Genomic DNA, 20,437 nt, shown 5'->3' on the forward strand with positions numbered 1-20,437 from the left:
ATTATAAGCGGTAAGTCTGTACTTCATTCACCAGCTGCCCGATATGGGCTATACTAATTTCTACCCGGTCGTTGTCCTGTAACGTGAAACTATTGTCCGGTACGAGGCAGGTGCCGGTCATGAGGAAACAGCCATCCGGGAAAGCACAGCCACGGTATAAAAAATCCACCAGCTCCTGGTGGCTACGTTTCATCTGGCTGATAGGCACGCTATCAGAATACTGTACTTCATTGTTCCGGTAAATGGACATGCGGATAAGCGTATCCGGAGGAATAGGTTTATCGGGCACCATCAGGCAGGGACCAAGCCCGGCGCATTTCTCGTATACTTTTGCCTGCGGCAGATATAAAGGATTTTCCCCTTCAATGCTGCGCGAACTCATGTCGTTGCCTATGGAATAACCTTCAATAGTGCCTTTGCTGCTGATAAACAAAGTAAGCTCCGGCTCCGGCACATCCCAGGAGGAATCTTCGCGGATGTACACCGTTTGTCCATGACCGGATACGCGGTGTGGCGTAGCTTTGAAGAATAACTCCGGGCGTTCGGCTACATATACCTTGTCATAAAAAGTGGCGCCGCCGGATACTTCTGATTCTTCCATGCGGGCGGTACGGCTCCGGTAGTAAGTAACGCCGGCTGCCCATACTTCCTGTGAACCGATAGGAGGCTGCAGCGATGTTGCCAGTATTTTTTCAGCAGCAGATTTTTCGATGGGTGATAATCCTTTCAGATCCTCCACCACACGCTGGTACAAGCCTTCCCTGTTTACGAATTCATTCCAGCCGGCAATAATGGTGTAGTATTGCTCCTGGTAGGCGATGAGTAAAGTGGTAGTGGTCTTATAAATGCGGATACTATTCATTTGGAATTATTTGTTGGTAAGAAAATGTTGTACGTCTTCCAGTGGGAGCTGCCACAGTTGCATGGCCAGTGCCTGTAATGCTTTGCGGTCGCCTTCAAAGTGCAGCGTGGTTTGCCGGTAACGGAGCGATTCGCCTGCTTTCAGTGCGCGCGCATCGGAAGAGGATTCTACTTCATAGAAGGGACCCATTTGTGTGCCGTCGGCAAGTGGCCCATCATTGTAGCAATTCACCGCATCACCTTTGAAAGGTTCTTTCTGAAATTCCCATTTTGAATTTACATATTGGCCCTGTGGTACTACGTCATAGAGCAGTACGGTGAGCGTGTTGTTTTCAAGGTCAATACTACCCGCACCTTTTTTAGCTACGAGCGGGGAGAGGCCCAGTTTGCCGCGCGACTTTCCATCTGCACGGAATAGCAGCAGGCTGTCTTTTAACTGTAAATTCTGCGCTGGTATCTTTCCAAAATAATCATCTGTAATATGTTGTTTAGCATCAGGCCCTGGTCTGAAAGGCGCTACAATAGCCGTTTGATCAGATGGTTTAAACATGCCTAACAGCCAGATACTTAACAACCCGTTTTCCTCCTGCCAGCTGCTGTCGCCTTTGTTGGTAATGGTGTTATCTGTTTCATAGGCCACGCTGCTGATACCAGCGGGTAGTGTAAGGCCAATACTGGAAACAATGTCCGCGTTGTTCAACAGGCGGATGGTTCTGTTGATCTGCAAGTGAAAAGCACTGCCTTTATAATTTTGAATTGTTCCTTCCTGCTGATAGGTGATACTGTTCTCTGATTGTGCAGTTACTGCATAATGTGCGGTATCTATCAGGCCGGGTGTTTGCCAGTTGGCAAAGTCGAAAGGTTTTCCCGGGAGAAAGAAGAGTGCATACTGTCCGCCTTCCGGTCCCAGCCAGAAACGTTCTTCGCCGCCAAAGGCATTGATATGCGGTGCGTATTGCTGTGATGACACCAGGTTGTAATTGATCCAGCCAAAACTCTTTCCTTTATCACCCCCGGTGGTGCTGGTCATTACACGCGCCTGGTAGTCGCCGGTAACCACCAGCCGTCCACTGTCGCTGCCATTTTTCAATACCACTACATTTTTCAGATGTTGCTGTAAAAAGGTTACATCTTCACCAAAATTTGAAGGCTTCATATTGTTGGGTTCTTTCGTTGGTCCGGCGCCGTTACAGCCAAAAAGCGCTGCAGCAATACAACCGGAGAGAAGGATAGATTTCATAACGATGGCATTTTAGTGTGATAGAAAATGAACTATAATGATACACCTCTTTTCCAGGGAATAAAATCATCCTGTCCGAGTACCTGTGCTTTCGTCTGGTAGTTGCCGCTGGCAGTGTCTATCACCATTTCCATGATACGCGCAGCTACTTCGTCAATGGTTTCTTCTCCGTTGATGATGGTGCCGGTATCAAGATCAATGATATCATGCATTTTGCGGGCGAGTATAGTGTTGGTAGATAATTTAACGACCGGTGTAACAGGGTTGCCGGTAGGCGTGCCGAGGCCGGTGGTAAACAGTACAATGTTAGCGCCTGCTCCCACTTCCGCTGTAGTGGATTCCACATCGCTGCCGGGTGTGCATAGCAGGGCAAGTCCAGGACGTTGTACCCATCCGGGATAATCTATTACATCCGTTACAGGAGAGGAGCCGCCTTTTTTGGCCGCGCCCGCCGATTTGATAGCGTCTGTGATCAGCCCGTCGCGGATGTTACCGGCAGAAGGGTTGGAGTCGAAGCCGGAGCCTACAGCTTCCGCTCTGCTGGCGTAATCACGCATCAGCTGCACATAGCGTGCAGCCATGTCCGTAGTAACGCAGCGATCGCTCAGTTCCTGTTCCACACCGCATAGTTCCGGGAATTCCGATAGGATCACCGAACCACCCAAGGCTACCAGGATATCGGCCACTTTGCCTACCGCCGGATTGGCGGAGATGCCGGAGAACCCGTCGGAGCCGCCGCATTCCATACCAATACATAATTTGCTGAGTGGTGCAGGTTGCCGCTGCCAGTTGTTGGCCTGCGTTAGTCCTTCAAAGGTTTGTTGCAGTGCCTGCGTCATCAGTTCTTTTTCCGAACCTACCTGTTGCTGTTCGAGATAGATAACGGTTCTGTCGAAGCCCGGTGACCGCTTTTCAATTTCTTCTTTAAGAATACTGATCTGCGCATTCTGGCATCCGAGGCTCAGCACTGTGGCGCCGGCCACATTGGGATGAGTGATGTAGCCCGCCAGTAATCCGCAGAGTGTACGTGCATCGTCTTTGGTGCCGCCGCAGCCCATGGTGTGCGTGAGCAGTTTAATGCCATCAATGTTGGGGAAGGTACGGGTGGGCAGCGTAAGCGTGGCCGTAGCGGCGGAATGATCCTGCCGGAAGTCCCGCAGCAATTGTTGCAGCATGGATTCATAGGGAGAGGGTTCCCGGTAGCCCAGTTCTTTCACCAGCATTTCATGCAGCAGCTGTACGTTGCGGTTTTCGCAGAACACCAGCGGAATAATTACCCAGTAATTACCGGTGCCTACGCGGCCATCTTTGCGGGGATAGCCCATAAAGGTGCGGTTTTTCCAGGGAGATGTATCCGGTGGTGTCCATTCAGCGTGGCGCTCGCCGCTCACGCTGAACTGGCCGGAGGCATGGCGTATATTCCGGGTGGTGATGAGTTCACCGGCAGGAAGATCTTCGTTGGCCAGTCCTACCAGTACGCCGTACATGATAATGGGCGCATCTTTTGGGATGCTGCCCGCGACTATTTTATGCTTGGCGGCAATATCACGTATAGCCGTTACTGTTTGTGCCCCATTGCTCACTGCTGTGCCGGCAGGAATGTTTTGCAATGCTACCCAAACGTTGTCCCCGGGATGGATTTGTAATATGCTTTGTTTCATCGTTGCTTGAATAAAATAAATTTATACCAGTGCCCTGTCGAGGTGTACATAGCCACCATCCACATGAATGAGTTGCCCGGTGGTATGGCTTGATTTCCCCGACAGGAGGAAGGCCGTCATTTGGGCAATTTCTTCGGGAGTGGTCATACGTTTTTCGAAAGGAATGCGTTCCACAATGCTGGCCAGTTTGGCTGCTTTATCGGGGAAGGTATTGATCCAGCTTTCATATAAAGGCGTCCACGATTCGGCTACCACGATGGCGTTTACGCGGATGCTGAAAGGCAGCAGTTCCACGGCCCATTCACGGGTAAGCGCATTGCGGCCGCCGTTGGCGGCAGCGTAGGCGGAAGTGTTACCCTGACCGGTTTCTGCGGTTTTGGAAGTGATGTTTACGATAGCGCCCTTTGATGTTTTGAGGAAGGGAAGCGCATGATGTGCCATCAGGTAATAGTGTACGAGGTTGCGGTGCAATGATTGCATAAACGCTTCGTAGCTGCCTTTTTCCAGTCCTACGCCATCGTTGATACCTGCGTTATTAACAAGTCCGTCTATCCGCCCGAATTCCGCGGCTACTGCGGCCACGGCTTTTTCGCAGGCCAGCGGATCGGTCAGTTCTGCTACAGCCTGTGCGCTATTGCCGCCTGCTTCACGGATACGTTCCAGTTGCAGGAGATTATCGGCTTCACTTCTGCCGATGATAACAGGAATGGCGCCTTCCTGTGCCAGTACTGCGCTGATAGCGGCGCCAATGCCTTTGGCGCCGCCGGTTACGATGATGATCTTATCTTTTAAACCCAGGTCCATACGTAATATTTAGAGGGGGTTTTTTGAAATGTCGCCATTCACCTGTCGCCATATCTTCATAGGATTTTCATCCTGTAGTTCCGGTGGCAGCAGGTAAGCGGGGAAGTCCTGGTAACATACGGGGCGGCAGAACCGGTAGATCGCTGCGGTGCCTACGGATGTGCCGGCGGCAGGAGTGGTAGCCGGCCAGGGGCCGCCATGTACCATCGCATGACTAACGGCTACGCCTGTAGGGAAACCATTGATAATGATCCTGCCTGCTTTCTCCCGTAAGATATCTATTAAAGCTGCGTGTTGCTGCAGTTCTTCTTCAGTACCATGAATGGTGGCGGTGAGTTGTCCTTCCAGCCGCCGGGCCACTGTGTATATTTCTTCTATGCTGCCGGCGTGGATGTGCAGGGAGGAGGGGCCAAACACTTCATGACAAAGGGCCGGGTTTTCCAGCACCTGCGCGGCTGTAACCTGCAACAGGCTGGGAGTGGCCTGTTGATCAGCAGGGGGGGCTTCACCCAGTACTTCTACGCCCTGCTCACGCAGGGTGGCAATACCGTTATTATACGCGGCTAATATACCGGGTGTGAGCATGTAGCCGTTTGGCAATGTGCCTACGCCCTGCCGGAGCGCGTTGATAAATGCATCCGTGTCATTACCTGCTGCGGTGATAAACAAACCGGGATTGGTACAAAACTGCCCGGTGCCCAGGGTAACAGATTGCAGGAATTGCGTGGCCAGCGCGGTTCCTTTCTCCCGAAGTATTCCCGGAAGAAAAAATACGGGGTTTACGCTGCCCATTTCCGCAAATACAGGAATAGGCACCGCTCTTCGTGTAGCCGTGTCAAATAGTGCCTTGCCTCCTTTAAAGGAGCCGGTAAAAGCAATGGCGGATACCAGCGGATGCGCCGCCAGGTATTGTCCCGTTTCATGGGAGGTGCCATGTACCAGGGAGAATACGCCATCGGGCATATTGGTGCGCAGTACCGCTTTGCGTATAGCCGTAGCCGTTAAATGGGAGGTATGCGGATGTGCGGGATGCGCTTTAAACACCACGGTACAGCCGGCAGCCAGTGCAGCGGTGGTATCGCCGCCGGCTACGGAGAATGCCAGCGGGAAGTTGCTGGCGCCGAAGATACCGGTAACGCCTATGGGAATCTGCATTTGCCGTAAATCCGGGGCGGGTGTGGTGATCCGCGCATTTACCCAGGAGCCTTCCGTGATGGTAGCGGCAAACAGCCGCAGCTGTCCCGTAGTACGGTCTCGTTCTCCCTGTAGTCTCGGTAGCGGTAGTCCGCTCTCTGCAGAAGCTACATTGATTAATTCATCTCCCAGGGAAATTATTTCCTCTGCAATCGCCTGCAGGAAAGCGGCTCTTTGCTGCGGGGTTGTTTTTTTATAAACCGTAAAAGCCTGTGCGGCTAAATTTAAAGCCGAATCAATTTCGCCGGTGGTGGCTTCCCTGAATTCCTGTGGCAGCCATTGCTGCTGCAGGGGTGCGAATGCCCGGAAGGTATGGTCGCCTTCACCGGAAAAGTTATTGCCGATCATCTGCAATCCTGTCAACGAAGTTCTGTTCATCTTCCTGGTATTTTTATGATTAGTTTACTTCCAGCTCATTCATGGCCGGCAGTTTCGGGAACGGTGCATGTGGTTCACGCTGGTACCAGTATACTACGCTGCTGATATCCGATTGTTGCGGAAGATAGCGTCCGCCGCTGCGCCAGCCGAGGTCCTGGATGGTGATCTTCAGTTCTTTTTCAAAACGTATGGGGTCCATAATGTGCCAGCGGTACAATCCAAACCGTTGCTGGGATTTATACAATCCGTCGGGGCGTATCACCTGTGATAGTCCGGAGTACGGTGTGCAAAATTCCTGGTAGCGGCCTTTGGTATCGAAGTTATAGGAACCGCAGAAGTAGTCTTCTGTACCGGTGCCGCAAATGGTTGGATATTGTTTGTCGCCGTCCATAAAGAATTTTATTTCTCCTTCGCCCCACCAGCCGTTGTTGTTAACGCCCCAGGCGATGTAGGTACCTACGTACTGGCCTTTTCCTTTCACGCCGTCGATCATGGTAAAGCTGGCGTCTTTCACGGGATTATTGCGGCGGAACTGTGCATGGAAATAACCGGCATCTTCAGGTACATTGGTGAGGGTGTAATCTACCTGGTAGTATAAGGTCATTCTTTCTGTGTTGATATTTTCCATTGTGATGCGGCACTTCTTACGGAAGGGCATGGCCCAGTAGCAGTTGAAGGCGCTGCCTGGATTTACGCATACTGCCAGTGAGTTGAGCGGTGCATATTCGCCCCAGCCCATCCCAAAGAAATCGCCTACGGGTACTTCTACGGATGGCGTGGTTTCATCATCCCAGTAAAAACGGATGATAGAGTAGCGCCAGTTGCCGGTGGGTGTCATCCAGATGTGCTGGATGGCGCCGGGGCCGGTAATTTCTGCCAGGGTAACGGTTTTGCCGGGTTCGATATGAATATATGGATTTACTTTCCAGCCCTGGCCCAGTTCTCTCGCAGCGCCGCGGGCATTGCCCTGGTCGAGTGTGGCCATGCCGCCTTTGCCGGGTTCGCCGGTGAGGTTTTCCGGGCTGATAGAACGGGTTTTTGCATCAGACAAACGATAGAGGTTTCCCATGTTCATCTCCAGGCCATTAAAAGGTTGCTGGGCGCTGGTGGCCGTCCATGTGAAGACCGCAATAAAAGACAGGAGCAATAATTTTTTCATCATACGTGAATATTAAAAGATTAGGTTTCTACGGGTTTCTGCTGAATATAGCTTTATCGTTTAAGCAAGCTGATAAATTTTAAAAGATCACTTTCATACGTGGTCGTACATTACCGGCTGCCACAGGATTTTCTCACCACCAGCGTTGTGTCAATACAAATAGCCGTGGTGGCAGTAGTATCGTCTAGGATTTGTTCCAGCAGCACACGCACCGCGGCCTTTCCTATTTCAAGGATCGGCTGTCTTACAAACGTTACCGGCGCATAAAACAAATCCAGCGCTTCCCCTTCATCAAATGTAATCACCGCCAGATCATCGGGTATGCGTATCCCCAGTGTATTAATATATTTCAGTCCCTCTATGGCCAGGCTGTTAGTGGCAAAAAAGATAGCATCTGCCGGGTGTTTTCCTTTCAGCAGCTCACCGATAGCCAGCCGGATATCTTCTTTTAAATGTGAGTATCTCGCCTTCTTCAGTAAACTGTTTGTTGCCTTTATGCCATGTTGTTGTAAAGCATCCTGGTAGCCGCCTATCCTTTCACTGATATGATGCAGCGTGGTTTTATACGCCACCATACCGATACGCTTCCTGCCTGCCTTAATAAGATGCGATACCGCGCCAGCTGCGGACTCCCGGTTATTAACGGCAATGTAACTGGCAGCAATCTCCGGGAAGAACCGGTCGATCAGCACAAAAGGAATCTTCTGCTCCTGCAATTGCCGGATCTGTTGCTCCGATCCTTCGGTAGGGGTGATAATAAGGCCGTCTACCTGCCGGTTTACGAGCACATTGATCAGGTCCTGCGACTTATCCACGTTTTCGTCGGAGCTGCCAAAAATCACGTTATAATTATGCTTTTTGGCCTCGTCTTCAATTGTACGGGCAATATTGGCAAAGAAAGGATTGGAGATATCCGCTACGATCAGGCCAATGGTAAAAGACCGGCCACTTTTAAGACTGCGCGCAATATGATTGGGCTGGTAATTCAGCTTCCGCGCAATTTCACGGATCTTCTTCGCCATCTCTTCCCCGATCCTGGCCTTCTTGTCTTTGTTGGTCAGCACATAAGATACCAGTGCAGTGGATACACCTGCTTCGGTAGCGATATCTTTCAGCGAGACTTTCTTCATCTTTTAAAAATATGCTTAAACGTTTAAGTTTGCAAGCTTTTGGAAAGATTTTTTTTGAGAGAAGAAGTATTTTTAGTGCAGAAGAAGGATAGTGGCGGAATACAGCCAGTCGTTTGTATATTTACCTGCAATGGTCTATTTTTAAAGGCATGATACAGCTGGAAACATTTACTGCCGCGGATTTCGACCGTTTTATATCGTGGGTTGACAATGAAGAAGCATTGATACAGTTTGCAGGCCCGTTGTTTACTTACCCGTTAACCCACGGGCAATTAACCGCCTACCTGGAACAAACAAAAAAGAAACCTTTTAAAATCCGGTTACTGGAAACAAACCAGGTGATTGGTCATTGCGAATTGAATTTTGAGAAAGAAATGCCCCGTTTGTCGCGCATCCTGATAGGCGAAAAGAGCATGCGTAATAAAGGATTGGGGAAACTGGTGGTGAAGGAGATGGTTAATAAATTATTCAGCACTACGGAACATACGGCAGTTGACCTGAATGTGTTCGACTGGAATCATAATGCCATTGCGTGTTATACACAGCTGGGATTCCGGATTAACCCGGATATGGCCAGTACTACAGTGGTAGGCGGAAAAATATGGCATACGCATAATATGGTGTTACAGAAAGCCGACTGGCAGATGCTGTAATATTTCCTACTTTAGCAGTTGGGCCGGCATGTGCCGCCACCCGTAAACAGAAGCCGATCAGCATGGAAAAAGCAGCACTCACTTCACCCGGTTTGGTGAATGAAAATCTCGAAAAACTTGCCGCCCTCTTCCCGGATTGTGTTGTAGAAAGTGCTAACGGTAAAGTCATCGATTTTGATTTGCTGAAGCAGGAAATCGGCCATGCCGTAGTGGAAGGGCCCAGGGAAAGATACCGCCTGGAATGGCCCGGGAAGCGTGCTTCCATTGTCGCCGCTCACCTGCCGGCCACACAGGTGCTGCGCCCGGTGGAAACGGATTCCCTGCACTTTGAGGAAACAGCGAATAGCTATATCGAAGGAGATAATCTCGAAGTATTGAAATTGCTGCAGCAAAGCCATCTTCATAAAATAAAAATGATTTATATTGATCCGCCCTATAACACCGGGCGAAACTTTGTATACCGCGATAATTTTACACAAAACAATGGAAACACGCTGAACGGGACGCAGGATGAACAACCGGAGGCCCACGCCAACTGGCTTTCCATGATGTATCCACGGCTGAAACTGGCCGCTGCCTTGCTGCGCGAAGACGGGATCATCTTTATTTCTATCGACGACAGGGAGCTGCCAAATCTTCGCAGGATCTGTGATGAAATTTTTGGAGAGATAAATTTTGTGAGTTGCCTGCCACGCATCACCAAAAAAGCCGGTAAGTCAACTAACATGATCGCCAAAAATAATGATTATGTGTTGTGCTACCGTAAGTCGCCCTACGCCCGCTTTAACGCCTGTACATTTGAAGCGCAGGGATACGTCCACTCCGATGAATATGAACCGGAAAGAGGTAAGTATAAATTAAATCAAACGCTGGACTACAGCTCCATCCAGTATTCGGCCTCCCTGGATTATGAAATTGAGATAGAAGGACAGGTATTAAGACCCGGAAACGCCACCCGGGAAGAGATGTTGAAGCGGCAGCAGCGTAATCCTCAAAGCGATTTTTGCTGGAGATGGAGCAAAGCGCTGTTTGAATTTGGATTAAAGAATGGGTTTGTAGTGTTGAAGCAATCGAGGCACGGCTATCGCATTTATACTAAAACATACGAGAAAGCTACTATTTCCAAAGCAGGCAGCGGATATGCGGTGGAAATGAAAGAAAGAACCAAAGCCTTCACCAGCCTTGATTTTATCGATAACCGGTTTTCGAACGATAATGCCAAGAAAGACATGGGCAGATTGTTTGGGGAGAAAATATTTGAATATTCAAAACCGATATCACTGATCAGTGAACTGATTGCCCTGGCTACCTCCGCAGATGATATTGTACTGGATTTCTTTTCGGGATCTGCCACCACAGCGCATGCGGTATATTCACTGGCGGCGCACACCGGTGTACAGCGGAAGTTTATCCTGGTGCAGGAGCCTCAGCCTACCGCTGAAGACAGCGACGCTTTTCACGCCGGCTACAAAAATATTTGTGAGATAGGGAAGGAGCGGATCCGGAGAGCCGGCAAAGCAATAAAAGAGGAAACCGGCGCCAGCTTCGACGATGGTTTCCGTGTATATAAGTTGGAAAATCCGGATCGGTAGTTATTTGGAAAGAATATAAAATATTTCAGTAGGAGAAATCCGCTGCCACTTATTCACCGGGTGATATTTAATATTCCAGGAGAATATTTTAGACAGGTATTTATCTATAAAAAGATAAAATGGATATTCATAAATAGGTTTTGCCAGCAACTTCTCTGTTTTCCTGACAAGGAAGGAAGTCATGGTGAAAAAGTGATTTTTCTTTACCACTTTAAACCCTATCTCCGGAATATTTTTCCGGAAATATTCATAAGGAATACCTCTTTCCCATTTGGTAAGTCCCTGCCTCGTTTCGCGCCAGTCGCCCATACTATTCACCGGTTCCTTCAGCAGTAAATGCCCGCCCGGCTCCAGGCAGCGGTACATTTCCCTGAGCACATTTTTTACGTTGGGAATATGATGAAGCGTATCGAAGCAAACGATCAGGTCGAAATAGTTATCAGGAAAATCTATTTTACCATCTACATTCGGTTTTTTGTAAGTTACTTTCACCTGCCCGATGGTATCGGACACCAGGTTATCCGAGGGTTCTAAAATATAGAGACTTTCTATTTGCGAACTGATAGGTTTAAATTCATGACCAAAAGCAGAGCCGATGCCCAGTACTCTTTTAAATTTTTTTTCCGGAAGATATTTGAATCCAAAAAGCTGGTTAACCCGGTGATAGCCGTAATGATAATCCTTATACCCGGATACAAGCCCCGCGTAGCCCTCCTTTTCATCATCGTACCATTGCCTGATTTCATCCAGGGTAAAATCATCCCCATGCAACACCTCCCCGGAAAAATATTTCTCCATAAATTCATTTATTTAGAACAAGATATAAAAAAAATCATATAAATACCTAAAAGCTACCGCCAAAATAGTGCCTGTTAAAGCGGCGTGATCAGTACTTCGGCCGTTTGTTTCTTTATTCCGTTATATTTGATGTGGTATGTCCAATTGCTGCCATTCCATTTGTTATAAGGTATATTATCACACTTAAAACTTAAAAAAATGGAAGAATTTATGCTGATTTTCAGACACGAGGATGGCACCAAAGTAGCCTCCCCGGAGCAAATCCAGGTTTGGATGAAACAAACTATGGACTGGATCGGGGGCATTGCCGCACAAAACAAATTCGTGGAAGGTAATGGGTTGCCTTTTGCCGACAGCAGGGTGGTACATCATAATAACGTAGTCACAAACGGGCCTTTCGGCGAAATAAAAGAAACCATTGGCGGGTACATTATTGTAAAAGCGGAATCGGTAGAGGAAGCGGTGGAGTTTGCAAAAGGAAGCCCCGTGTTACAGGGAGATGGTAACACCGTGGAAGTAAGGAAAGTGGACCGTCACTAAAAACTATACAGGCCCCTGTGCAACAGGGGCTGTTTTCATGTATGGCACAAGCTGAATTAATACCACATCTGTTCCGTACAGAGTTCCGGAAAATAACGGCGGTGCTCTGTAAGGTTTTTGGCATCGAACACCTGGAAGTTGCCGAAGACATTGCCAGTGAAACTTTTTTGTCGGCGATGGAAACCTGGACCTATAAAGGAATTCCGGAGAATCCAACGGCATGGCTGTACCTGGTGGCAAAAAATAAAGCAAAGAATTATTTTCAGCGGAATCACCTGTTTGCGGCAAAAATTGCCAGCCAGTTAAAATATACTGCTTCCGGCAGTGAAGAACCGGACATCGACCTGTCTGATAAAAATATCACCGACAGCCAGTTGCAGATGATCTTCGCCATCTGCCACCCCGGTATTTCAAAAGAGGCGCAGATAGGGCTTGCACTCCGCATCCTGTGTGGGTTTGGGATTACAGAAATTGCCAATGCTTTTTTAACCAATAAGGAAATTATTAATAAACGTTTATTCCGGGCGAAAGAAAAACTGCGGGAAGAAAAAGTACAGATGGAATTTCCGGGGAAAACAGAAATTAAAAAACGCCTGGATACCGTACTCACCACCCTGTACCTGCTTTTCAACGAAGGATATTATTCTGAAAGCCAGGATGTGGTATTGCGGGAAGACTTTTGCCTGGAAGCCATGCGGCTCACTTACCTGTTGCTGGAAAATCCTTCCACCAATACACCGGGGGTAAATGCGTTGTTTGCCCTGATGTGTTTTCATGCATCGCGGTTTGAGGCGCGCCGGAATGAGAACGGTGAAATTATCCTGTACCAGGATCAGGATGAATCGCGCTGGAATGAAACGCTGATCGCCAAAGGCGCATGGTTCCTGCATGAAGCTTCCGGCGGGGAAAAGCTTTCCCGGTATCATCTTGAAGCTACCATCGCTTACTGGAATACACAGAAGCAGGATACACCGGAAAAATGGGAGAGTATCCTGCAACTGTATAACCGTTTGCTGCAGATCTGCTATTCGCCGGTGGCGGCATTGAACAGAACGTATGCATTAGCAAAAGCCAATGGAAAGGAAGTGGCCATCGCAGAAGCAGAAAAGCTGCAGCTCACGGATAATCATTATTACTTTGTGTTGCTGGGAGAATTGTATACAGATATTGATAATACCCGCGCCGTTACCCATCTTCAAAAAGCTTTATTACTCGCTAAAACGGAAGCGGATAAACGAACTATTCAAAAGAAAATGGCCCGGCTGGAGGCGGGGTAAGCCGGCTCAGGAAAAGTTCTGCGATATTTGTTCCAGGTATGTTTCAATAGGCACCGAATTTCTCAGCGCCATCAGGCCGTTGCCGGAGTTACCGATAACCGTCCGGAATTTATTGCTTTTCCTGGTGGCAAGGTCGAAGAGTACTTTTACAATATCCAGTGTATCATCTTTCAGGCTCCTGTCCGCTGTTTCAAACAGGTGTTTCAGTTTGCGGGTAAGATCCTCATACACTGTGATGTCGGGGTTTACATTCCAGACAACATTGTTGATAAAATTGTTGTCCGTAGAACCGCCCTGCTCAATTAACCGCAACTCTATATTAAGTGGTTTCAGCTCATAGTACAGTCCTTCTGTAAGCCCTTCCAGCGCGAACTTCGACATATTATACAACGATCCCAGTGGTACGGCTGTAGTAAGACCCATAAAGGAGCTCACATTGATAAACATACCACCGCCGTTGTTACGGAAGTGCGGCAGAAACGCACGGATAATATTAATGGGCCCGCGCGTATTTACGGCAAACTGCCAGTCGATATCCGCTTCCTTTGCCAGCTCCAGCGCGCCATAGGCGCCCATGCCGGCGTTGTTAATCACCACATCAATTTTTCCGAACGCATTGATGGCATCCTGTGTGGCCTGCTGCACTTCAGCAAGATTGGTAACATCCAGCCGGAATATTTTGATGTTGGGGTATTTTGTCAGATCTGTTTCCTTTTCCGGGCTGCGCATAGTGGCCGCTACGTTCCAGCCCTGTTCTGCAAAATAACGGGCGCTGGCCTTTCCTAGTCCTGAACTGGTGCCGGTAATAAAAATAGTTTTGTTCATGATGCAATTATTTATGACACAAAACTATCGGTAAATTGGTATAACTTTGTTACCAGTATCACAGAGTATACCAAAAAAGGATAGTATGGAAAAAGTCATCCAGCCAAGAAATCAACAGGCAGAGTTAAAAGCATTGCAGGATACAATTTATGTAGTAGGCGGTAAATGGACCTTACCTATTATTAACTCCATTTGCAATGGCAATAGGCGTTTCAGGGAAATAGAACGCAGCATACCTGGTATCACTACGCGCATGCTTTCCCGCGCATTGAAGGAGCTGGAACTAAATAACCTGGTAGTGCGTACCGTATATGACGAATCGCCGGCGTTGGTGGAGTACACCTCCAATGATTATTGCAAAACATTAGGACCGGTTATCCAGGCCATGATTAATTGGGGGCAACAGCATAAAAATAAGATCCGGTCAAAAAAGTAATGTAATGTGGCGCAATCAGCTGCCGATACGCAGCGCTTTTGAAAATGCGCTTGTAATGGCGGCGTTATCCCTTCTCAGGATCGTTGCATTCACCATCATACGCGAAGCGCCGTAAGATTGCGGCTGACCTACAATTATCCCTTTCTCATCACGGAGCCATTTAGCCGTTTTTACGGTATCTATCTGTTTATCAAAATGCAGGTCGAAGATATTGGTACCTCTTTCCCGTGCAGCTATTTTGATGCCGCCAATGTTGTTCAGTTCTTTAAAGAGTGATTGCGCCTTCCTGATGGATTCCTGTAGCACGCTGTCGATGTTTTGCAGGTGATGCAGCGCCATAGCGGCATTCCCCCAGTTGGTGAAAATGCCGCCGCCGTGTACTTTCAGCAGGTGAGGCATTTTATCGATTACTTTCTTTTCACCGCACAGGATAGCGCCGCCCTGTGCGCCGAGGTACTTATAAAGACAGAGATATACCGTATCAAAGTTTTTCGTATAGTCGATCACTTTATTCCCGGTGAATGCGGCGGATATATGCAGCCGTGCGCCATCCAGGTGTGTTTTTATGCCTTGTTCCCGGCAATAGGCAGTGATAGCGGTAATATCTTCCAAAGGAAAAAAAGTATTGGTAAATCTTCTCACCGGCGTTTCTATGGATAGCGCGCCTACCGGGGCTTCAAACGCTTCCTCTGCTTTATGCCAGCTGATGGCCTGCTTCAGTTCATCTAACGTAAAAGTGGCCTGTTCTTTTCCCAGCGGGATCAGTCTTTTGTTAAACACTGTTTGCGCAGCGTCGGCCTCATCACGGTACACGTGGCTGCTTTCCTGTACTATCACCTTCGGATTATCGCCGGAAAGCACCTGCAATGCCAGCTGGTTGGCCAGTGTACCGGATGGCATATATATCGCTGCTTCCTTGTCGGTTATCTCGCAGCATTTATCCAGCAGCTCTTTCAGCGTACCATCGGTGCCGTAAAAATCCCTGGTGATAGGATGTTGTTGCTGGATAAGTTGAAGTTGTTGTATATAATCTGCCGGCCTGTAAAAAATACCGTCGTTGATAAAATAGATCCTTTCACTGTCTTTGTCGGGATCCATGTTGTCATGATGAGGTGTTGCTCCGGATATCAACGGGAAAGCGCCTGCTAATGCGCTGAGGGAGGCTGCTTTAAGGAAATTTCTGCGTTGAATATAAGCCATAGACAGTTTATTTTTACGGGGAGATGTTTACCTGTTTATCCGGTAAATATAACAAACGCGGCACCTTACTTTTCATTGTGCGTTATTGCTTTTTTATATGCTTTCTGCAGGGATACCTGTTGTATTCATATATTTTCAGGCAAAGGAAAACACCGGCAACAATATTACCGGACCGGTTGTTAAAACAAAAGAGAAACATCATACGATCATGAAAAATATACTGCTTTTTCTATTGTGCTTACCGCTTTTTACTTTCGCCCAGCGGGAGAAACTGTTGTATGGTTACGCTTATGGCATGATCCACGACGGCAGCGGCGGTGGCGGGGTGACCGCTAATGTGGAGTTGCTGAATCATATCATTAGTGTTGGGCCTGGCGTGGAGCTTACTTCTTACAATGACCATACGCTGATCCCGGTATTTGCGGATGTGAAGATCAAACACCGTTTCGGGAGCATCGATCCCTACATCACCGGGCAGTTCGGGCGGAATGGCTATAATGTAACCCGTACTGCGGAGGTTCCGTCAGGCGCAGGGCAGGAGTCGGTTACTTTCAATGAGTCCGGTAAATACTTCTATGGAGCCGGCGCCGGTGTTGCCTGGCACTTTAATAAGATAGGCGTGTTCGCTTCTTATATTTATCGCGGATACAAATACCGGTACCCCGACAGGATAGCGGAAGAAGATCACAGCGTTGTGTTCGGCGAAAAATCTGTAAATGCAAATGTGTTTGTCGTAGGTATTGTATTTTGAAGCAGGTGCCGGCTGCCCCAGTTAAAAATTACCGGCTTAAAATATCGGAAAGCTGTTGTTGTTTGATCTTCTCAATTTGCCGCCTGTGCCGGAGTACGTGAACAATGGCGTGTTCGGCCATTTGTTCTATATCGTATACCTGTCCCCAGCCAGCCTTTATTTTCAACGCGTTATCCATTTGTTCCAATTCATCATCTTTAAATGCTTCGAATACTTTTTCTGTGAAGATGAAAACATTGGTCAGGTCTTCCAGGTAGGCGTTTGTGGTAAGATGAAATGTTTTGGCGGGCCGCGTCAGCTGGGGGCCCCGGAGGTTGTGAATGCTGGTGGCATAGCCATAGCCGGAGTTGACTACATGCGACAATATGGTTTGAACCGACCGGCAGTTTTCGTCGGCCGTATGTGGATCGGTGATGATGGTGAGTGCGTGATCGGGTATGGTGCTGATCACTTCTTTCAAGTCTGAAATGGCTTTTTCATATTCATCAAGCAATGCACCGATGGCGCCTTGTCTGAAAGGTTTTGTCATATTTATCATGATGGTCTTGTCAAAAATAGGATATTCACCTGATACTGGTGAAAAAAGCTACATTTACGAATGTGGCTTTTTTGTGCCGACAGGCCATAAATCCCAGAAAAACTTCCCCGAAAATGTGATTTTTCTGTTATTGGTGCGAATAATTAAGAAATAGCATTCAACGAATGAATTCAACTGATCTGTTTCTTGCTGTTCTACAAACAAATAAGGGTATTATTTATAAGATTGCCCAATCTTACTGCCAGGATGCAGAAGAGAGGAAAGATCTTGTCCAGGAAATCATTACCCAGTTATGGCGGTCATTTGGCAGCTATACCGGCCAGGTTAAGTATTCCACCTGGATCTATCGTATTGCGTTGAATGTGGCTATTTCATTTTATCGTAAAGGAACCCGTCGCAAACAGGCTTCCAGTCCCTTGTCTGAAGATATCCTGCATATCGTGGATACCAATGTCAAAGACGAAACAGCGGAAAATATTGGTTTTCTGCAGCGCTTTATTGCCGAGCTGAAAGAGCTGGATAAGGCACTGATGCTGCTCTATCTCGAAGAAAAAAGTTACCGGGAGATAGGGGAAATCATGGGGCTGTCGGAAACCAATGTAGCTACTAAAATCGCAAGGATCAAGGGCATCTTAAAACAAAAGTTTTCGTCCATCAAAACGTAACAAAAATGGAAGACAAAGAAATGATTCATCTCTGGAAAACGTATGACAAAAAATTGGAAGAAACCCTGTTGTTTAACAAGGAAGTGGCCGCAGACATTACCCGGATAAAGGTGCAGCACTTTATTGCTTCAATGAAGCCCATAAAGATGTTTACCATCATTGTGGGGATTTTATGGGTCGCCTTTGTGGACACGCTGATCATTAATTTTTTTCATGTTGCCAGCCTTTTTTTCCTGGTTTCAGCAGGGATCCAGGTGTTGCTGACACAAGTGGCCATTGTTATCTATCTGTACCAGTTGATCTTAGTGCACCAGTTGGATATTGATGAGCCGGTACTGGCTGCACAGGAAAAATTATCCCAGCTGAAGGCATCCACGCTTTGGGTGGCACGGTTGCTTTTCCTGCAATTGCCGGTATGGACTACCTTTTACCTTACGAAGGATATGTTGTTGCATGGCAATACGGTGCTTGTATTGATCCAGGTATTAGTAACGGCCGCCTTCACCTATCCTGCTGTATGGCTGTTTCTTAATATCCGGTATGAGAACCGGGAAAAGAAATGGTTCCGCTTAATTTTTAAAGGAAAAGAATGGGATCCGATTATAAAATCGATGGACTTGCTGAGGCAAGTGAGAGAGTATAGAAGTGCCGGATGACGGTAGCTTATCGGTAAGGCCGGTCCACAAAGCTTTTGAGGCTAAATGGAACCGGCCCTGCATTTGTAAACTGGAAAATATTAATAATCCGACCGCTTTTTCGCTTCTTCCTTCGCCAAGTCCAGCAACGAATTTTTGATCACCTTTATATAAGCGTCTTTGGTTTTGTCGCTATAGGAAAACGACTGGAGGTATTGTGCATAATCCTTCCCCTCGTAGTTCAGTTTCTTTGCCAGCAGGAGCCAGGTATCCTGGCCGGCCTCTTTCCCGAAAATATGAATAATGGTAAGGGTATTACGTGTTAGCAGCGCAGCCAGGTAATCCTTGTGTTCCTTTGAGGTGTCTTCTTTTGCAGCGAGATCTGTCATCACTACTGCGCCGAGGTCAACACTGTTCGCATCATATACCGGCTGTGGACTATCATCAGCTTGTTGCAGGCTGTCCCTTCTCTTATAATAAATATCCTGCGTTGCTTTCATGGCGGCTTCTGCTTTCTGCAGCTTTTTGGCATCAGCCTTTTCATTTCTCAGTGTAACAGCTGCTTTCTTTATCAATGCCAGGAATTGCGCCTGCTTAATGCTGTCTGCCTGTTGCGCGAAACAATTGCCGGTAACAAAAAATAAAATGATGGCAGCTGTGAACGCGGGAAATATATGCCGTTTCATAAGATCAGGGTATCTTTTTTTAAGACAGACAAATATATAATATATTATGTATATGGTGTTTCGGTTTAAAAAAATAACCTTCCGGCAGATTTTATTAATAAATTTACTTCCACAACCATAATTTACTAATCAAGGAAATTTATCCTGATTTCATTGATTCACATATGAGGGGTTTCGGAATTCATGAGGATCTGCCAGGAGAGCAGGAGTTGCTGCATCGCGTAGCTGACGGTGACAGCACGGCCTTTGCCATATTGTTCAAAGCGTATAAGAAAAATCTGTACACCACTGTTTTACATGTAACCGGCAGTCATGAGATGGCCGAAGATGTATTACAGGAGGTATTTATCAAGGTATGGATGCACCGGGAGCGACTGCCCGGCATTATTAATTTCCCCGGATGGCTGTATAAAGTGGCCGAATATGCCGGCTTCAAAGTGATCCGCAATAACCGTCGTATAGCAGGCGGACTGCATGTTTTATCCAACGATCCGTTAACTCCGCCGGAAAAAGATCCCGTTGATATTTTTATTGAGAAAGAATACGACCAGTTGCTGGAGGCCGCCATTGCGCAATTGCCGGAGAAACAGCAGCTCACTTACCGGCTCATTAAGCAACAGGGACTGAAAAGAAAAGAGGTGGCAGCACGACTGTCAGTGTCACCCGAAACCGTAAAATGGAACCTGGACCAGGCCAACCAGTCCGTCCGTAAATATTGCATGGCGCACCTGGGACTTACCCTGGCTTTTATGCTGGTGAACGGCCTGCAATAATTTTTTTTCGTCCTTACCCCCCAATTGTTATTCCCGTGGCTCTTATATATATGATTCACAGGAAAGGCCGTAAAAATCATACTGTTTATCTGCCTGATGAAGCAGGGTTACTCGGGAGAATTGCCAACGGAGACACCGCTGCTTTTGCCATGGTATTTGCGCATTACAGGAAACAACTGTATACCACCATCTATCACCTCACGGGAAGCCGCGAACTGGCCGAAGATGTGTTGCAGGAAGTTTTTATGAAGGTATGGTTGCACCGGGAACGGTTACCGGTGATCACACATTTCGGAGGGTGGATTTACCGGGTAACGGAACATGCCGGTTTTAAAGTGATCCGGGAGTTGCGCAGAACCGTCAGCGATCCGCAGTCACAAGCGGAAACGGACAAAAAAGATCCGCTGGACCTCTACATCGAAAAAGAGTTGGATACCTTGCTGGATGAAGCTGTAGCCCGGCTACCGGATAAACAGCAACAAACCTATAAGCTGATAAAACAGGAAGGATTAAAAAGAAATGAAGTGGCCGATCAGCTCCTGGTGTCGCCCGAAACTGTGAAATGGAACCTGGATCAGGCAATGCGATCGATACGGCGGTTTTGCCTGGCAAAGCTTTCCCATTAAAAACATACACCTAAG

The 20,437-nt window shown here is 47.6% G+C and carries 22 protein-coding genes; 10 read left to right on the top strand and 12 right to left on the bottom strand.

What is annotated here, in order from left to right; translation table 11 throughout:
• Position 1: 1 nt before the first annotated feature.
• The 7 genes from V7S65_RS02210 to V7S65_RS02240 all read right to left on the bottom strand — a co-directional run bounded on the left by V7S65_RS02210 (position 2) and on the right by V7S65_RS02240 (position 8,427).
• On the bottom strand, positions 2-862 hold the full coding sequence (locus V7S65_RS02210) for a fumarylacetoacetate hydrolase family protein (RefSeq protein WP_336386362.1): 861 nt from the start codon (positions 860-862) through the stop codon (positions 2-4).
• Positions 863-868: 6 nt separating this feature from the next.
• Positions 869-2,101, bottom strand: coding sequence for a DUF6786 family protein (locus V7S65_RS02215; protein ID WP_336386361.1), 1,233 nt, complete (start codon positions 2,099-2,101; stop codon positions 869-871).
• Positions 2,102-2,133: 32 nt separating this feature from the next.
• On the bottom strand, positions 2,134-3,762 hold the full coding sequence (locus tag V7S65_RS02220; RefSeq protein WP_336386360.1) for a UxaA family hydrolase: 1,629 nt from the start codon (positions 3,760-3,762) through the stop codon (positions 2,134-2,136).
• 21 nt (positions 3,763-3,783) lie between these two features.
• Complete coding sequence (locus V7S65_RS02225; RefSeq protein WP_336386359.1) at positions 3,784-4,566, bottom strand: SDR family oxidoreductase; 783 nt, start codon at positions 4,564-4,566, stop codon at positions 3,784-3,786.
• 9 nt (positions 4,567-4,575) lie between these two features.
• A complete protein-coding gene (locus tag V7S65_RS02230) occupies positions 4,576-6,138 on the bottom strand; it encodes an aldehyde dehydrogenase (NADP(+)) (RefSeq protein WP_336386358.1) in 1,563 nt (520 codons plus the stop codon).
• 19 nt (positions 6,139-6,157) lie between these two features.
• Entirely contained in the window at positions 6,158-7,300 is a 1,143-nt protein-coding gene (locus tag V7S65_RS02235) for a glycoside hydrolase family 172 protein (RefSeq protein WP_310010119.1), read from the bottom strand.
• Between the two features lie 107 nt (positions 7,301-7,407).
• Positions 7,408-8,427 (bottom strand): LacI family DNA-binding transcriptional regulator, encoded by a 1,020-nt coding sequence (locus V7S65_RS02240; RefSeq protein ID WP_336386357.1) that lies wholly within the window; start codon positions 8,425-8,427, stop codon positions 7,408-7,410.
• 149 nt (positions 8,428-8,576) lie between these two features.
• Here V7S65_RS02240 and V7S65_RS02245 point away from each other — a divergent pair, with 149 nt between their 5' ends.
• Together V7S65_RS02245 and V7S65_RS02250 are read left to right on the top strand one after the other, a co-directional pair.
• Positions 8,577-9,080: a GNAT family N-acetyltransferase gene (locus tag V7S65_RS02245; RefSeq protein WP_336386356.1), complete on the top strand. Its 504-nt coding sequence runs from the start codon at positions 8,577-8,579 to the stop codon at positions 9,078-9,080.
• 62 nt (positions 9,081-9,142) lie between these two features.
• Positions 9,143-10,672, top strand: coding sequence for a site-specific DNA-methyltransferase (locus tag V7S65_RS02250; protein WP_336386355.1), 1,530 nt, complete (start codon positions 9,143-9,145; stop codon positions 10,670-10,672).
• Here the strand turns inward: V7S65_RS02250 and V7S65_RS02255 are convergent, their stop codons facing one another.
• Positions 10,673-11,470 carry a class I SAM-dependent methyltransferase gene (locus V7S65_RS02255; RefSeq protein ID WP_079468435.1) on the bottom strand — a complete coding sequence of 266 codons (798 nt, stop codon included), beginning with the start codon at positions 11,468-11,470 and terminating at the stop codon, positions 10,673-10,675.
• Between the two features lie 198 nt (positions 11,471-11,668).
• Here V7S65_RS02255 and V7S65_RS02260 point away from each other — a divergent pair, with 198 nt between their 5' ends.
• Together V7S65_RS02260 and V7S65_RS02265 are read left to right on the top strand one after the other, a co-directional pair.
• The gene (locus V7S65_RS02260; protein WP_079468434.1) at positions 11,669-12,010 is read left to right on the top strand and encodes a YciI family protein; all 342 of its coding nucleotides are present in this window, start codon (positions 11,669-11,671) and stop codon (positions 12,008-12,010) included.
• A 41-nt stretch (positions 12,011-12,051) separates the two neighbouring features.
• Complete coding sequence (locus tag V7S65_RS02265) at positions 12,052-13,287, top strand: RNA polymerase sigma factor (RefSeq protein WP_336386354.1); 1,236 nt, start codon at positions 12,052-12,054, stop codon at positions 13,285-13,287.
• A 6-nt stretch (positions 13,288-13,293) separates the two neighbouring features.
• Here V7S65_RS02265 and V7S65_RS02270 read toward each other — a convergent pair whose 3' ends face one another.
• A complete protein-coding gene (locus V7S65_RS02270; RefSeq protein ID WP_336386353.1) occupies positions 13,294-14,112 on the bottom strand; it encodes an SDR family oxidoreductase in 819 nt (272 codons plus the stop codon).
• An 85-nt stretch (positions 14,113-14,197) separates the two neighbouring features.
• Between V7S65_RS02270 and V7S65_RS02275 the strand changes: the two genes are divergently transcribed.
• A complete protein-coding gene (locus V7S65_RS02275) occupies positions 14,198-14,548 on the top strand; it encodes a winged helix-turn-helix transcriptional regulator (RefSeq protein ID WP_079468431.1) in 351 nt (116 codons plus the stop codon).
• Positions 14,549-14,563: 15 nt separating this feature from the next.
• Here the strand turns inward: V7S65_RS02275 and V7S65_RS02280 are convergent, their stop codons facing one another.
• Positions 14,564-15,748 carry a threonine aldolase family protein gene (locus tag V7S65_RS02280; RefSeq protein WP_336386352.1) on the bottom strand — a complete coding sequence of 395 codons (1,185 nt, stop codon included), beginning with the start codon at positions 15,746-15,748 and terminating at the stop codon, positions 14,564-14,566.
• A gap of 208 nt (positions 15,749-15,956) precedes the next feature.
• On the opposite strand from V7S65_RS02280, the gene V7S65_RS02285 reads away from it, so the two are divergent.
• On the top strand, positions 15,957-16,499 hold the full coding sequence (locus V7S65_RS02285) for a hypothetical protein (RefSeq protein ID WP_336386351.1): 543 nt from the start codon (positions 15,957-15,959) through the stop codon (positions 16,497-16,499).
• A 28-nt stretch (positions 16,500-16,527) separates the two neighbouring features.
• Here V7S65_RS02285 and V7S65_RS02290 read toward each other — a convergent pair whose 3' ends face one another.
• Positions 16,528-17,028, bottom strand: coding sequence for a DinB family protein (locus tag V7S65_RS02290; RefSeq protein WP_336386350.1), 501 nt, complete (start codon positions 17,026-17,028; stop codon positions 16,528-16,530).
• 173 nt (positions 17,029-17,201) lie between these two features.
• Between V7S65_RS02290 and V7S65_RS02295 the strand changes: the two genes are divergently transcribed.
• Positions 17,202-17,702: an RNA polymerase sigma factor gene (locus V7S65_RS02295; RefSeq protein WP_079468427.1), complete on the top strand. Its 501-nt coding sequence runs from the start codon at positions 17,202-17,204 to the stop codon at positions 17,700-17,702.
• Between the two features lie 5 nt (positions 17,703-17,707).
• The gene (locus tag V7S65_RS02300) at positions 17,708-18,358 is read left to right on the top strand and encodes a hypothetical protein (protein ID WP_079468426.1); all 651 of its coding nucleotides are present in this window, start codon (positions 17,708-17,710) and stop codon (positions 18,356-18,358) included.
• Between the two features lie 80 nt (positions 18,359-18,438).
• Here V7S65_RS02300 and V7S65_RS02305 read toward each other — a convergent pair whose 3' ends face one another.
• Positions 18,439-19,023, bottom strand: a complete 585-nt coding sequence (locus V7S65_RS02305) for a hypothetical protein (protein WP_336386349.1) — start codon at positions 19,021-19,023, stop codon at positions 18,439-18,441.
• A 164-nt stretch (positions 19,024-19,187) separates the two neighbouring features.
• Here V7S65_RS02305 and V7S65_RS02310 point away from each other — a divergent pair, with 164 nt between their 5' ends.
• Positions 19,188-19,796, top strand: a complete 609-nt coding sequence (locus tag V7S65_RS02310) for an RNA polymerase sigma factor (RefSeq protein WP_111580140.1) — start codon at positions 19,188-19,190, stop codon at positions 19,794-19,796.
• 50 nt (positions 19,797-19,846) lie between these two features.
• Positions 19,847-20,422: an RNA polymerase sigma factor gene (locus V7S65_RS02315; RefSeq protein ID WP_111580141.1), complete on the top strand. Its 576-nt coding sequence runs from the start codon at positions 19,847-19,849 to the stop codon at positions 20,420-20,422.
• Positions 20,423-20,437: the final 15 nt, after the last annotated feature.

Source organism: Chitinophaga sp. CCNWYY40 (assembly GCF_037483205.1).
Taxonomy (GTDB): Bacteria; Bacteroidota; Bacteroidia; order Chitinophagales; family Chitinophagaceae; genus Chitinophaga; species Chitinophaga ginsengisegetis.